The organism is Amycolatopsis lurida (assembly GCF_900105055.1).
Lineage (GTDB): Bacteria > Actinomycetota > Actinomycetes > Mycobacteriales > Pseudonocardiaceae > Amycolatopsis > Amycolatopsis lurida.
The window spans coordinates 65,151-79,291 of the sequence record NZ_FNTA01000002.1 but is presented as its reverse complement, the minus strand read 5'-3'; the positions used below and the strand labels follow the sequence as shown (position 1 = coordinate 79,291).

At 69.4% G+C, this 14,141-nt stretch carries 13 protein-coding genes and 1 pseudogene; 6 read left to right on the top strand and 8 right to left on the bottom strand.

The window, feature by feature from the left end; translation table 11 throughout:
* Nucleotides 1-27 precede the first annotated feature (27 nt).
* The 3 genes from BLW75_RS00755 to BLW75_RS00745 all read left to right on the top strand — a co-directional run bounded on the left by BLW75_RS00755 (nt 28) and on the right by BLW75_RS00745 (nt 2,265).
* A complete protein-coding gene (locus tag BLW75_RS00755; protein WP_034315001.1) occupies nt 28-528 on the top strand; it encodes a MarR family winged helix-turn-helix transcriptional regulator in 501 nt (166 codons plus the stop codon).
* A 67-nt stretch (nt 529-595) separates the two neighbouring features.
* A complete protein-coding gene (locus tag BLW75_RS00750; RefSeq protein ID WP_034315003.1) occupies nt 596-1,261 on the top strand; it encodes a HEAT repeat domain-containing protein in 666 nt (221 codons plus the stop codon).
* The gene (locus BLW75_RS00745) at nt 1,255-2,265 is read left to right on the top strand and encodes a HEAT repeat domain-containing protein (protein WP_034315005.1); all 1,011 of its coding nucleotides are present in this window, start codon (nt 1,255-1,257) and stop codon (nt 2,263-2,265) included. The genes BLW75_RS00750 and BLW75_RS00745 overlap by 7 nt, the downstream gene beginning before the upstream one ends.
* Before the next feature lie 332 nt (nt 2,266-2,597).
* On the opposite strand, the gene bluB is transcribed toward BLW75_RS00745, so the two are convergent.
* Both bluB and BLW75_RS00735 read right to left on the bottom strand, forming a co-directional pair.
* Entirely contained in the window at nt 2,598-3,245 is a 648-nt protein-coding gene (gene bluB / locus BLW75_RS00740) for a 5,6-dimethylbenzimidazole synthase (protein WP_034315007.1), read from the bottom strand.
* Entirely contained in the window at nt 3,235-4,098 is an 864-nt protein-coding gene (locus BLW75_RS00735; protein WP_034315010.1) for an alpha/beta fold hydrolase, read from the bottom strand. The genes bluB and BLW75_RS00735 overlap by 11 nt, the downstream gene beginning before the upstream one ends.
* A 98-nt stretch (nt 4,099-4,196) precedes the next feature.
* Here BLW75_RS00735 and BLW75_RS00730 point away from each other — a divergent pair, with 98 nt between their 5' ends.
* Nucleotides 4,197-4,595: a winged helix-turn-helix transcriptional regulator gene (locus BLW75_RS00730; RefSeq protein WP_034315013.1), complete on the top strand. Its 399-nt coding sequence runs from the start codon at nt 4,197-4,199 to the stop codon at nt 4,593-4,595.
* Here the strand turns inward: BLW75_RS00730 and BLW75_RS00725 are convergent.
* Nucleotides 4,577-4,999 carry a hypothetical protein gene (locus BLW75_RS00725; RefSeq protein ID WP_241783727.1) on the bottom strand — a complete coding sequence of 141 codons (423 nt, stop codon included), beginning with the start codon at nt 4,997-4,999 and terminating at the stop codon, nt 4,577-4,579. The two genes, BLW75_RS00730 and BLW75_RS00725, sit on opposite strands and share 19 nt — an antisense overlap.
* Nucleotides 4,996-6,219 (bottom strand): hypothetical protein, encoded by a 1,224-nt coding sequence (locus tag BLW75_RS00720; RefSeq protein ID WP_034315015.1) that lies wholly within the window; start codon nt 6,217-6,219, stop codon nt 4,996-4,998. Before BLW75_RS00720 ends, BLW75_RS00725 begins: the two co-directional genes overlap by 4 nt.
* Before the next feature lie 182 nt (nt 6,220-6,401).
* Between BLW75_RS00720 and BLW75_RS00715 the strand changes: the two genes are divergently transcribed.
* Entirely contained in the window at nt 6,402-7,037 is a 636-nt protein-coding gene (locus BLW75_RS00715) for a DUF1345 domain-containing protein (RefSeq protein WP_091596406.1), read from the top strand.
* A 4-nt stretch (nt 7,038-7,041) separates the two neighbouring features.
* Here BLW75_RS00715 and BLW75_RS00710 read toward each other — a convergent pair whose 3' ends face one another.
* Both BLW75_RS00710 and BLW75_RS44135 read right to left on the bottom strand, forming a co-directional pair.
* The gene (locus tag BLW75_RS00710) at nt 7,042-7,395 is read right to left on the bottom strand and encodes a hypothetical protein (RefSeq protein ID WP_034315021.1); all 354 of its coding nucleotides are present in this window, start codon (nt 7,393-7,395) and stop codon (nt 7,042-7,044) included.
* A gap of 58 nt (nt 7,396-7,453) precedes the next feature.
* Nucleotides 7,454-7,582 (bottom strand): annotated as a pseudogene (locus BLW75_RS44135) (helix-turn-helix domain-containing protein); the annotation flags it as partial.
* Nucleotides 7,583-7,764: 182 nt separating this feature from the next.
* On the opposite strand from BLW75_RS44135, the gene BLW75_RS42070 reads away from it, so the two are divergent.
* Entirely contained in the window at nt 7,765-8,043 is a 279-nt protein-coding gene (locus BLW75_RS42070) for a hypothetical protein (protein WP_143055277.1), read from the top strand.
* Nucleotides 8,044-8,177: 134 nt separating this feature from the next.
* Here BLW75_RS42070 and BLW75_RS00705 read toward each other — a convergent pair whose 3' ends face one another.
* Nucleotides 8,178-10,601, bottom strand: a complete 2,424-nt coding sequence (locus tag BLW75_RS00705) for a glucan 1,4-alpha-glucosidase (protein ID WP_034315178.1) — start codon at nt 10,599-10,601, stop codon at nt 8,178-8,180.
* A gap of 178 nt (nt 10,602-10,779) precedes the next feature.
* Nucleotides 10,780-14,076, bottom strand: coding sequence for a fibronectin type III domain-containing protein (locus BLW75_RS00700; protein ID WP_034315024.1), 3,297 nt, complete (start codon nt 14,074-14,076; stop codon nt 10,780-10,782).
* Nucleotides 14,077-14,141 lie beyond the last annotated feature (65 nt).

Sequence of the window (14,141 nt, the reverse complement as noted above, 5' to 3'; positions counted from 1 at the left end):
GCGGGTTGGAGCCGACAAGGAGCAACGATGGGTGAATCGGCGCGCACGGGCCGGCGCAGGGACGACACGCCGGCCGTCACTCCCGCGACGCCGTCGGACCTGCTGGCGGCTCCCGGCTACGGCGCGCGCAGGCTGTACCAGGCGTACCTCGCCGCGTGGAACCGCCATGTGGATCCGGTGCTGACCGGCCCGCAGTTCGCGGTCCTGTCGGCGGTCCGCGCCTATCCCGGCAGCGACCAGAGTTCCCTCGCGGGCGCCGTCGCGCTCGACACCTCGACGATGGCCGATCTGTGCCGCAGGCTCGAACGGCGGGGTCTCATCCAGCGCGTCGAATCCCCGCACGACGCGCGCCGCAAACTGCTTTCGCTCACCGACGAGGGCAAGTCGGTCCTGAGCCAGGTGAACCGCCGCGCCCGCCGCCTGGACAAGGCGCTCCTCGACGGCGACGACGACGTGGACATGGCGGCGTTGCTCAACGCGCTCGGTGCCCGCTGGGAGCGGATCGCCGAGGTCGACAAGCTGCGCTGAGGCCGACAAGGGGGTTGACCTTGACATCGTGACAAGGTCTTCACTGAAGCGCAGGAGGTGGTTCCCCATGAACCCGACCACGGACACAACGCTGCTCGACGCGCTCGGCGCCGAGGACTCGTCGACGCGGCTCAAGGCCGCCATGGCCGCGGGCACCCGGCCCGACGCGCGCTTCACCGACGCACTCGTCGCGCGCTGCGCTGTCGAGCCCGACTTCTTCGTCCGCGACATGCTCACCTGGGCACTGACCCGGCTCCCGCCCGTGAACACGGTGCCCAGGCTCTTGACGGAGCTTCGGTCCGAGCGGACGCAGGCACGGAGCCAGGCGTTGCACACCCTGTCGAAGATCGGGGACCGCACCGCCTGGCCCGCGATCACCGGATCCCTGCTGCACGACGCCGACGACGAGGTAGCGCGAAGTGCCTGGCGTGCGGCCGTCATCCTCGTGCCGGAGGGGGAGAAAGCCGGGCTGGCCGCGGAACTGGCCATCGAGCTCGGCCGTGGTGACCGGAACAGGCGGCTGAGTCTCAGCCGGGCGCTCGTCGCGCTCGGGGACGCCTGCGAGCCTGCCCTGCGGAAGGCCTCGGAGAGCCGCGATGACGCGGTGCGTGCGCACGCCTTCGCCACGGAGCGGCTCCGGCGCGACCCGGAAGCGGGTTTCGACGTGACCGCGGACGAGGCGAAGCGGATCATGGCGCTCGGCCCGCAGCAGGCCGGAGGATCGGCGTGCTGATCGGCGAGGTGGCGCGGCGTTCGGGAGTGAGCTCCCGGATGCTGCGCCACTACGACTCCCTCGGGCTGGTGCGGCCGACGGGACGCACCGTCGGCGGCTACCGGGAGTACCAGGACGAGGACATCCGCCGGATCTTCCATGTGGAGAGCCTGCGCTCGCTGGGATTGTCGCTGCGCCAGATCTCACGCGCGCTGGAGGACCCGACCTTCACGCCGTCGACGCTGGTCGGCGACCTCATCCGCCAGGCGGAAGACCGGCTGAACCGGGAGCAGGAGCTGCTCTCGCGGCTTCGCACGGTCGACGCGTCCGCGCCCTCGGACTGGCAGGACGCCCTCCGCATCGTGGAACTCCTGCGAGGGCTCACTTCGCCTCACGCGGCGCGCCGCCAGCAGGCCGTCCTGAATCCGGCCGAAGACCTGCCGGTTCCCGCCGACCGGATCGCCGGCGCGATCCTGACCGAGGCCGACCCGAACGTCGCCGGAGCCCTGCGCTGGGCTCTCGCGCGGGCGGGCGGCGACGGGGTGGCCGAGGTGGCGGCGGGACTGCGTGCGGACGACGCCGACATCCGGCAGCGCGCGGTGCTGGCTCTGGCCGAGATCCCCGGCGAGGAAGCGGGCAAGGCGCTCACGGAGGCACTCGGGGACTCCGACGCGAGGGTGCGCGGGCCCGCCGCTCTCGCCTTGGGCGGAAGGGGCACGACGGCGGCCATCCCGGCCCTCGTCGGCATGGTGGTCGACGGCACGAACGACGTCGAAGCCGCGGAGGTCCTGGGCGCGCTGGTGGAGAACCCACACTCGGAGGAACGGATCATGGCCGCCTTGGCCGACGCGCTCGCGGCGCATGCCGGGGATTCCGCGGTCCGGATCCGCGTGGTCCAAGCCCTGGCAGAGATTCCGGGGGCCAAGGCGGGCGGCATGCTGAAGCGGCTCGCCGGGGACGCCGATCCGGCGGTCGCGCTGGTCGCGTCCGCCCTCGCCGGCCGGGACCGGCCTGTTGAGGGATAGCGGCCTTGCTGGTCCACAAGGGACACTTCATGCGGTCTGCCCGTGGCCCCGCCGGCTCACGCGGCGCTTGCGGCGGCGCGCTGGGTTCAGGTGTTCCCGATGTCGCATTCGGGACGCTGAGTGTCTCTAATGCGACATTGGGAACACCCGAGCGGCGAAACGGCAAGAGTGGCAGCAGGAGCGTGTCAGGAGAAGCAGCGGATCGGCGCGCCGTTGAAGGTGACCATGTCCGCCAGCGCGGCCTCGGCAGTCCATTGACGTTGCGAAAGCCACTTTCGTAACACGCCACCTTTGCCTTACCCCTGAGTCAATCACCTGAATCGGGCGCTTGCTCATCCACGCGGCTCGTACCGTTCGTGGTGCACCACGGCGTCGAGCGGAAGCCGTTCCCGCCAGCCGTGCCGCTCCAGATCGGGGACGGTGGGCAGATCCCGCACCGGCCCGACGCACAACCACGCCACCGGACGGACGTTTCCGGGGAATCCCACCAAATCCCGCAGAAACTCTTCGCGGTAGAAGCTGACCCAGCCGACGCCGAGCCCTTCGGCGGTCGCCGCCAGCCACAGGTTTTGAATGGCCAGGCATACCGAATACAGGCCGGCGTCGGCGATCGCGTGCCTCCCCAGCACGTCGGGCGCGCCGCGTGCCGGGTCGTAGCCGACCACGATCCCGGCGGAGGATTCGACGATGCCTTCGATCTTGATGTTCGCGAAGACACGGGCCCGTTCGACGTCCAACCGGTCTTCGAACACCTCGCGTTCGGCCAGCACGTGCTCGCGAAACCGCTTTCGTAGGTCCATATCGGACACGACGACGAAATCCCAAGGCTGCGACAGGCCCACACTCGGCGCGGCGTGCGCCGCGCTCAGCACTCGGCGCAGCACCTCTTCCGGAATCGGCTCTCCGGTGAACTCGCCCCTGGTGTCCCGTCGCCGGAAGATCGTGCCGTACAACGAACCGTCCTCTGTCTCATGCGTCATGTGCCTGATCGTGCCCGCTCCGGTTCGCGGCGAGGAACGGGGTCAGCAGGCGGAGCAGTTCCGCGGGCCGGTCCAGCGGGATGATGTGGCCGCAGTCCTCGATGAGGTGACCGGTGAGGTCGTCGGCGACGGGACGCAATTGCCTTTCCAGCGCGCGACCCACCGGGTGGGCGCCGATCGCCATCGTGGGCATCGTCAGCCTGCCGGCCGCCACCGCATCACCGATCTGGCGCGCGGTGACCGGCAGGGCGCGATAGTAGGAGAAGGCGCAGCGCAGGGCGTTCTGTCCGGTGTAGGCGTCGACGAAGGCGTCGCGGACCTCCGGCGGCACGCCGCGTCCGAGCGTTCCCGCCGCGAGGAACCAGTCGATGTACTCCGCCTCGTGTCCGACCAGGACTCTCTCGGCGAGGCCGGGAACGGCGTGGAAGCCGAACCACCAAGGCGGGCCGCCCGCCAGGAAGTCCTCCGCGCCGGGTATTGAACCCGCCAGCGACTCCATCACGACGAGCCGCCGCACCAGCTCCGGCCGCCGCAAGGCGAGCAGGACGGCGACCGGCGTGCCGGCGTCGATGGCGACGACGTCCGCAGCGGGTTCGCGGAGGGCTTCGAGGATGCTTTCGGCGTCGCTGACCAGCGTGCTCGCGTCATAGCCGTCCACGGCATGGGTGCTGTCGCCGAGCCCGCGCAGATCCGGCGCGATGACCCGATGGTGTTCGGCCAGCGGGCCGATGATCTCGCTCCGGAGCCGCCAGGTGTGCGGGAAGCCGTGCAACAGCAGGACCGCGGGCCCCCTGCCCGCGACGGCCACGGTGACCTCGATGCCGTTGATGCCGATCCGGCGTAGCTGGGGCACGTCGCCTCCGTAGTGGTTACCATTGGTTACCAGAAAACCGTAGGTAACTTCCGGCGTGCCGCCAAGACGGCACTTTCCCCACAGGTGGTGAGCTCCAGGTGACCTCCCGGCAGAAGCGCGGTGACCTGTTCGACCCCGAGTGCCCGACCCGCCGTCTGCTGGACCGCATCGGCACGAAGTGGACGTCGATGGCGGTCAAGGTCCTCGCGGAGGCCGCTCCGGACGAGGTGCGGTTCGCCGAATTACGGCGGCGGATTCCCGGCGTGTCCCAGAAAATGCTGTCGGTGACCCTGCACAGCCTGGTCCGTGACGGCCTCGTCACCCGCCGGGTGGAGCCCACCGTGCCGCCGCGCGTGCACTACCGGCTGACCGACCTGGGCCGGTCGCTCGACGTCCCGCTGGCGGCGCTCCGGAACTGGGCCGAAGAGCATATGGCCCGGATCGACGAGGCCAACGCGATGGCGGACGACTCCCCCGCTCAGAGCGGCTCCAGATAGGACCGCTCGGACCAGTCGTCGTCCTCGTCGTCACGGGGACGACGGGTCCGCGGGGGCGGATCCTGCGCGGGCGCGGACAGCTTCTCCAGCTCCGCGACGGCCTCGTCGGCGTCCAAAGTGGCCAGCTCGCCGACCTGCCGTTCCAAGGACGACCAGGCTTCGCCGGCAAGCCGCTGACGTTCCTCGGCGGGCAACGCGTCGATGATCCGCCACCAGCCGCGCGCCTCCTGGACGAATTCGTCCAGGACCGGGCCGTGGGCCAGCAGTTCGTGCGGCCGCCGTCGCCCGGCGAGCACCTCCCCCGCGAAGTCCCCGGCGGCGCCGCCGGTCGCCGCCAGCAGCCGCATGGCCGTCTGCCGTGCCCGCTCGCCCTGCTCGGAGCCGAAGAGCTCGTGTCCCGTCACAGCTTCACCCTCCTGCTCTTGGCCGGGCACTCGGCGTCCCGGTGCTCGTAACCCTGCGGCCACTGCGGCGGTTCGCCCATCGCGATGGTGGCTTCCAGCAGTTCGTCGAGCGTCTTCTCCCCCGCGAAGGCGTGTGCCAGCCCGAGCGCGGCACTGATCCAGGTCTGGATGATCCCGACGATCTCGTTGAAGGACAGCACCAGATGGATGATGTCGCGCAGCTCGGGGTCCTGGAAGATGTTGATGAGCTTGCCTCGCTGTCCCAGCTGGGACAGCGCTTCGCTGATCACCTCCGCCACACGGACCCCCCGTTCCAGCCCGAGTTTCTTGCCCTTGGTGAGGATCAGCAGCACGATGTCGATCGCCGAGCTGTAACCGTGCCTGATCTCCTGCATCATGTGGTACGCGAGCTTCGCCAGCGCCTGGATCGCCCGGCACGCTCCGTGGAAGTACTGCGCCAGCTGCAGCACGCAGGCACGGTAGTCGGCCAGCCAGTTCTTCGCCCGGTCCGCGGCCTCGCCCTTCCACACCCCCTGGATCCCGAACCGGCCCTGGTTGATGTTGGCCGCGATGTTCTCCAGCCCGATCGCGGCGTCGTGGTAGAGCACCGCCTGCTCCTGCAGCACGGTCCAGTCGCCGACGAGCAGGTCGGCGAGCATGGTGATGAAGTCCTTGTCCGACCCGGTGAGCATCTTGATCACCTCGGCGACGTCGCCCAGCGACCCACCGAGGTCGAGCAGCTTCTCACGCTCCTGCTCGGCCTTCACCGGCCACCAGGCCGGGTCGGTGATGGCATTCGGGTCGGGTCCGCCGTAGCCGACCGGGACGGCGTCGCGGAACACCGCGGCTGCCGCCGGGTCGCGCACCTCGTCCACCGGGATCCGCGGGGCGTCCGGCTCCGGATTGAGTCCGTCCAGCAACTCCGCCGCGCGTGCGTCCACCACGCCGTACCAGTGCGCGACGCACCGCAGTTCGTGCCCGCCGCCCCCGGCGAGATCGGCCGCGAACCGCGACTGGCTCAACCCCGCGCGCTGCCACTCGTCCAGTTTCGACCAGGCGGCGGCCAGGAAACCCTCGCCGCGTTCGGTGTCGAACCCCGCCCCGGCACTGACCAGCCGGTCGAACCACCGTCGATAGCTGTCCGCGCCCGCGCTTGCCCGCAGGACCAGGTCACCGAGCGCGCGTACCGCGTCCGGCTCGACCGAGAATCCCTGCCCCATTCGTCCCCCTCGTACTTCGGAAGCGTCTCTCCGACGCTCCCGAAGTCTGACAGGTTGCCACGAAATGTCACATCACTGGAATGGAGTACCGCGTGCGAAACTGACCCGATCATCGGCGAAAGGAGATCACGCTGTCTCGCCCAACGGCTCGGATCTGGCTGTCCGAGCGCCGCAGGAGCGGCTTGAGCTTCGCGTTCGCGCTGGTCATCGCCGCGTTTGCGGTGGTGTTCCGAGAGGACGTGCTGTCGATCGCGATGGTCGACGCGGGTGTTCTGGTTCTTCTCGCGTATCTCGTCGGCTACCTCGTCGTGACGGTGGCCGCGTTCGGTGCGGCGACCTCGGAGCAGATCGAGGACTGGGCGAGCCGGGAGAGGCGCGGCACGTTCGCGCAGCGGTACGTCTTCGGGACCGCCCCGGGGCCTGGGGTGTCGATCATCATCGCGGCGGCCGCGCTGGCGGTGGCGATGGCGTGGATGCCGGGGCTCGGCGGCGAGAGCCTGCCGTCGGGCGCGCGCGTGGGAGTCGCGGTGGCGCTGGTCGTCGTCGCGTGGATCTGTGTCCTGGTCTCGTTCGCGATCGCCTACCACGCGGACGACGTGGTCGAGCACGGCGACGCCCTGCGGTTCCCCGGCGCCGGATCCGCCGAGTGGTCGGACTACATCTACTTCGCGGTGTCCGTGATGACGACGTTCGGGACGACCGATGTGGACGTCGTCTCCCGGGAGATGCGCCGGACGGTGACGACCCACGCGGTGATCGCCTTCGTGTTCAACACGGTGACCGTGGCGGCGGTCGTGTCCACTTTGAACAGCGGCTGAAGCCTCAGCCCAGTTTCAGCAGGACCGGACTGCCGGTGACGGTGACCTCGGCACCGGGTTGCGCCGGCGTGACGGTTCCGTCGAGGTCCTCGACCGACGTGGCGCCCTGAGCCGCCGGGATCCGCTCGGACCGGTCGATGGCCCACCAGATCAGGAAGGCCTTGCCACCCTGATCGAAGCGGCACTGCCACAGGTGATCGGGCAATCCGGCCGCGCGCCCTTGCCCGCAGGAATGGATCCGGCTGCCCGCCAGCCAGGTGTGCAGGCGTTCCACATGTCGTGCCGCCTTGGTCTGGGGACCGCCGGCGGGCTGCAGCACGATGGGGATCTTGGCGCTGCCCCAGTTGTAGAAGTACATGCGGCGGTATTGCGCGTAGAGACCGGAAAGGAAGAACCGGACCGCGTACTGTGCGCCCCGATCGGTAGCGGTGCACGGTCGACCGGCTCGAATGCACCTTGCGCCCGAGCTGTTCGTAGCTCAGCCCGCTCCGCTCCTTGTACTCGGTGAGAAGTGCCGCCAGCGTGGCAGCCGCCTCACTCGCCATCCCACTGCGCCCCCTCCGCGCCATGTCCCGGACGGACAACAGTGTCCCATCGCGGGCCGGTCGCCGCGCGAATTCGCGAGGTCACGTCTCCCGGCTCGACGTCACCGCAGGTCAGCGGCGGGATCTCCTCCCAGCGTCCCGTTCTGGGCGGTTTCGCTTGCCCAGTGGCCCCGCTGGGGAGCGTGGCCCAGGCCACCGACCAGGAGATCAAGTCGCCCGGGGACTGCTGGAAGATGGTGCCGGACGACAAGTCCGGCCTCGCCGAGGGGCAGCAGGGAGCACGCCTGCCTCACGACGTCGCGAAAGCCACTTTCGCGACGCTCGTCGAGGCCCACGGGGCTTGGTCTCCGATGGGGCTGGGTTGCGAAAGCCACTTTCGCAACGTTGAAGGTTGCGAAAGTGGCTTTCGCAACACCTCCGGCCAGGCCCGGCACCCGGCTGCAGGACAACGAAGTACGTGAAGGCCCCTTCACTGCGCCTGGCGCAAGGAAGGGGGCCTTCACGTACTCGAGCGGGCAAGTACACGACACCGAGCCGGTCAAGCCGGTCGTGAGTGGTAAGGACGGTTAGAACCGTCCTTACCACTCACGAGGACTCAGGGCCGCCAGGTGTCGCTCAAGGCCATCGTGCAGCCGCTCGAAGCGGTACCCGCCCGGTTGGCGCCCGATTCCCACGTGACGGCGCCGCCCTCCTTGCGGATGTACTTGTACTGGAAGGCGGCTCCCTTCGGCAGCGTGACGTTCGCCGTCCACAAGGGATAGTCGGCCGCCCCCATCGGAACCGCGTTCGCCGGGTCCCACGCACCGAGTTCGGGCCGGTCGCCGACGACGAAGATGTTCTGGCCCCACGAAGTCGCGGCGTTCACCGTGAACTTCGCCGAAACGGCGGAGCACGCCGCGCTGTAGCGCTGCTTGACCACCGACGGCGTCTCGACCGGGGCACTCGCGTCGATCGAATGCGCCAGCCGCACGAACTGCGCCATCGACCAGGCCAGTGGCGTCGCCGAGCCGGTGCCTTCGCCGAAGGTGAAGCCACCGGCGCTTTGCCGGTCCCAGACCTGCTCCGGGATCAGGAAACCGGGATTCGCCGAGGCGGCCATGGCCGCCAGATGCGTCGTCGCCGGGCGTCCGTTGGCCAGCTCGTACTCCCCGCGCTCACCGGTGAGCAGCGGCCACAGCCGTCCGACGCCGGCGCCGGTGTACGGACCGCCGGAAGCGGTTTCCCCGTAACCGTCGTGGTTGTACCGGTACCACATCGGACCGTTGGGGGTGTTCACCTTCAGCGTGGAGTCCACTTCGGACAGTGAGGCGGCGACGTCCGGATCGGCCGCCGGCTTCACGCCGAGGCGGACCAGGTCGAGGAAACCGGCGTCGATGATGGCGCGTTCGTCGTGGTTCCCGCCGCCGTTCTGCAGGAAGACGTTCTGGCCGTCGTTGGGATTGCCGTTGCCGTCGATGCGGTGGAAGTACCGGCCGTCGCCGAGCGGACCGGACGTGGTGAACGTCCAGGCGCTGACCTGCGCCTGCCACCGGTCCGCGGTTTCGCGGTACCGGGCGGCCGCCGTCGTGTCGCCGTTGCGTTCGGCGATGTCGGCGGCGCAGATCAGCCCGGCGATCTCCGCGGCGATGGTGGACGGCGAGTAGCCGCCGTTCTCCTCCCAGCGTTCCTGCGGGGTGGAGGGACCGTGCGCGACCAGGAAGTCCGCGGACTTCTTCACCTTCGCCCACATCCCCGCGTCGGACCGGCCCAGCTGCCACGCGAGCACGATCGGGAAGGCGACCTCGTCCATCTGCAGGCTGGTCCAGCAATTGGTGCCGTCGAGCCGGGTGTTCTGCGGGAACGAACCGTCCGGCCGCTGCTGGACGGTGAACAGGTAGTCGACCGAACGGTGGGCCGCCGCCGAATCGCCCGCCGCGATCTGCGCGGTCGAGACCTGGTAGAGGTCACGGGACCAGACCGCGTGGTACCCGCAGTCCCCCGTGCCGTTCGCGTCTTTCGCCTCACCCCAAGGATTGGTGAGCGAGGCCACGTTCGCGCCCGAGTAGGTCTTGTCTTCGTGGGCCTTGAGGGTCATCAGCGCCACGTTGTACTGCGTGGTCAAGTCGGCGCCGGTGATCGAACGGGGCACCGCGGCCAGCGAGGAGAGATAGCCGCTCCAGCCGGACCGGTACGCGGTGTCCGCCGCCCCGAAACCGCTCGTGAGCGAGGCCGACGCGTTCGCCGACGCGGCGCCGCGATCACCGCCGAACCCGATCGCGAGGGTGAAGGTGGTGTCGGTCCCCACGGGGATCTGCCCCAGCTGCACCAGATTCCCGGGCGTCGACGCCGAGTCGTACTGCGTGCCGAGAACGTGATCACCGCTCAAGTCGACGTAGCCGTCGCTCGCGGTCCCGCTGTAGCCGCTGGTCGCCTTGACGAAACCGGTGGAGGCGGCCAAGGCGGTGGAGACCGGCCCGTCCGAAGCGACCAGCTGCCCGCCGGACGTGGCGCCGGTGTCCCCCATGCCACTGTTGTTCAGTGACGGGTTGTACAGCGCGTACAACTGCAACGGACCACCGCTGAGCACCTCGAACCTGGTCTGGATCAACACGGTGGACCGGGCCGGATCGGCGGTGTGGGTCTTGGTGATCCGGTACCGACCGTTGGTCGCGGTGTTGACCTGCCGGTAGCTCAGGGAGCGCGGGTCGGTGAGCATCAGCTGTTTGGTGGTGTGGTCACGTTCCAGCTGCGTGAACCCGGCACCGTCGGACACCACGTACTGCAGGTCCTGGACGTTGGCGACGTCCACGGTCGGGTAGTAGATCTCGTGATTGATGCCCTGGCCGAGGGTGAACCAGACCTTCGACGCCGCGTTGGTCGCGGTGCCGAAACCTTCTTTGCCCCCGGTCGTCCAGGCCGCCCCGGTACCCGGTGCGCCGGGGGCGTCCGCCGGCGGTGCGGCGCTCACCGGCGTGGATGCCAGGAGCGCCGCCGCGGTCAGCAGCGCGACTGTCGCGCGACGCCGCTTCGGAGATTTCATGTCGATCCTTCCCACAGGCTTCTTCGACGGCAGGATTTGTTGTTAGCGGCAACTTATTCGCTGGCCATCTTCACCGGCAGGGCCGATCGGAGTAACCCGGACCACTCGCGCCGGTGGTCCGGTCATGAATCCGGCCCCGCCGCGTGTGCGACGGGGCCGGATCAGGGTTTTCGTGGGATCAACCCACCGGACGCGGCTTCAGATTCACCTCCACCGTGTTGCCGGGGCCGGAGGCGACACCGCTGACGATGTCGTTGAGGAACCCACAGCCCTGCAACGGCGGCAGGGTGTAGGAACCGGTGAGCTTGCCACCGGCCAGCGGGTCGAAACCGGCCTTCGACTGGAGCGGGATCTGGGCCGGCGTCTTCGTCTGGCAGGCCGGGCTCGCCGAGACCGGGAAGCCGAAGACGCTGATCCGCGGCAGCTTGACCGTCACCGCCGAGGTCGACTTGAGCACCCCGTTGGCGAGGGTTCCCGTGGTCTTGCCCGCCGAAGCGAACTCGATCTTCGTCTTGACCGGGACGAATCCCCAGAGCGTGAGGTTCGCGCTCGTCGGGTTCAGCGTCAGGTCGGCGTCGAAGGTCCCGTTCGCCAGCGTGATCGCGGCGTTGATGCCGCCGCGCAGGTCGATCGGGCCCGCGAGCTTCTTCAGCTGCGTTTTGCCGGTCAGGTCGTAGCTGTACTTGACGACCGGGGAGGTGTTCGGCCGCGTCTTCGCCGTGACCGGCGCGCTGGCGGCCGACTTGTTCCCCGCGGCGTCCTTGGCGACCACGGTGAACGAATACTCCGTGTCGGCCGCGAGACCGTCCACGATGGCCGAAGTCCCGGTCACCGACTTCACCAGCGTGGAGCCGTTGTAGACGTCGTACCCGGTGACACCGACATTGTCCGTCGCCGCATCCCACTCGAGGCTCACACTGGTCTGCGTGGTTCCCGTGGAGCGCGGGTTGCCCGGCACGCTGGGAGCCACCGCGTCGGGCGCGGCCTGCGTCCGGACGGTGATGGCGGCACTCGGGGTCGAGAGGTTGCCGGCCGCGTCCTTCGCGACCACGGTGAATGAGTACTCGGTGTCCGGCGCGAGACCGTCCACAGTGGCCGAAGTCCCGGTCACGGACTTCACCAGCGTGGAGCCGTTGTAGACGTCGTAGCCGGTGACACCGACGTTGTCCGTCGCCGCGTTCCACTCGAGGCTCACGCTGGTCTGCGTGGTCCCGGTCGAGCGCGGGTTGCCCGGCGCCACGGGCGCCTGGGTGTCGGGCACGGTCTGCGTCCGCGCAGTCGCCGCGGCGCTGGCCGCCGAAGCGTTGCCCGCGGCGTCCTTCGCGACCACGGTGAATGAGTACTCGGTGTCCGGCGCGAGACCGTCCACAGTGACCGAAGTCCCGGTCACGGACTTCACCAGCGTGGAGCCGTTGTAGACGTCGTACCCGGTGACACCGACGTTGTCACTCGACGCGTTCCAGGACAGCGCGACGCTGGACTGGGTGACGTCGGTCGTGGCGAGCCCGGCCGGAACGCTGGGCGCTTCGGTGTCGGGGGCCGTGGCGGTTCGGGCGGTCACCGCCGCGCTGGGCTCCGACCTGTTGCCCGCCGCGTCCTTGGCGACGACGGTGAAGGCGTACTCGGTGTCGGCGGCGAGACCGTCGACGGTGGCGCTGGTTTCCGTCACCGACTTCACCAGCGTGGAGCCGTTGTAGACGTCGTACCCGGTGACACCGACGTTGTCACTCGCCGCATCCCACGCCAGGCCGACGCTGGAGGCCGAGGTACCGGTCGAGCGCAGGTTGCCCGGCACACCGGGAGCCTGCGTGTCGGGCGCGGTCTGCGTCCGCGCCGTGACCGCGGCACTGGCCGCCGAAGCGTTGCCCGCCGCGTCCTTCGCGACCACCGTGTAGGTGTACTCGGTATCGGCGGTCAGACCGTCGATCGTGGCTCGCGGTTCCGCCACCGATTTGACGACCTCGGTGCCCTGCAAGACGTCGTAGCCGGTGACACCGACGTTGTCGCTCGACGCGTCCCAGGCCAGCGTCACGCTGGTCTGGGTGGTTCCGGTCGAGTGCACGTTCGCGGGAGTCGTCGGCGCCTGCGTGTCCGGGGCCTTCGCGGTCCGGGCGGCGGCGGGCGCGGTGGCGGGCGAGACGTTGCCCGCCGCGTCCTTCGCCTTGACCGTGAACGAGTACTCCGTGTCAGGGGCCAGACCGTCGACCGTGGCCGACGTTCCGGTCACCGTCTTCACCAGCGTGGCGCCGTTGTAGACGTCGTAGCCGGTCACGCCGACCTCGTCGGTGGCGGCGCCCCAGGACAACGCGACGCTGTTCTGGGTGACCTCGCCGACCGTCACCGCGCCGGGAGCCGAGGGCGGGGTCGTGTCCGCGGCCGCGGTGACGGTGAAGGTGTGCAGCACGTTGGCCTGGCCGTTCGCGGGAGTGCAGTCCGCGACGAACGTGCCGAGGCCGGTCTCCGCGCCGGAAGCCGTCAACGGCGTCATCGTGAGCACCAGATCGTGCACCGAAAGCGTCGCCGTCCCCGGCTTGTCGAAGCGCAACGACGGCGCCGCACCGCTCGCGTTGACGATCAGGTCGTTGCCCGTCGGGGGGATCGGCTGCAGCGGGACGGGTGTCGGCACGCCGACCGCGAGATGTCCCTGCGGGCTGGAAACCAGCGAGGTGGCCAGCGCCGATCCCTTGATCTTCTCCGCGCCGACGAGCCGGAGCCCTTCGGTCGCGGTCTTGCCCGCGTTGGAGACGGCCGTGATGTCGATCTTGGGCGTGAACTGGCCGACCGGGATCGTGTCGGGCAGCGTGGCGTTGATGTCGACCGTGACGTCCTGGTTCCCGATCAACGGGAACGGGCAGCTGTAGACCTGCCGCAGCGGCGGGTGGTTCCCTGTGCCGACAACGGCTTCCGGGGCGACCGGAGAGCCGGTCACCGTGTAGGTCTGCAGAACGGTCTCGGCCCCCGCCGCCAGCGTGCAGTCCGCAGTGAAGGTGCCGAGACCGGTCGGCGTGCCGTCCGCCTTCAGCGGGGTCATCACCAGCTGGAGCCCGGTCACCGCGAGCGACGCGGTGCCCGGCTGGTCGAACCTCAGCGCGGGCGCGCTGCCCGTGGCGTTGACGACGAGGTCGTTGCCCGCGGGCGGGATGGGCTGGTTCGGCACGTCGGAGTCGACCTTCACCGTCATCGTGCCCTGACTGCCGGGCATCGTCACGGTCGAGGTCGCCTTCGCGGTGCCCTTGATGGACTCGGCACCGACGAGCCGAAGACCTTCCGTCGCCGTCTTGCCCGCGTTGGACACGGCGGTGATCTCGATGGCGGGAGTCAGTTTCCCGGTCTCGATCGTCGAAGGCTGCGTGGTCTTGATGGTGACCGAGACGTTCTGATTTCCGATCAACGGAAACGGACACGAGTAATTCTGCGTGAGCTCTCCCGGAGCCGCGGCGCTGGTGCCCGACCCTATCGCGAGTCCCAGTGCCACCAAGGCCGCCGTGCTGACGACGGCGATGCCCCCAGTGGCCAGTCTTCGACTACGTCTTCTGTGTT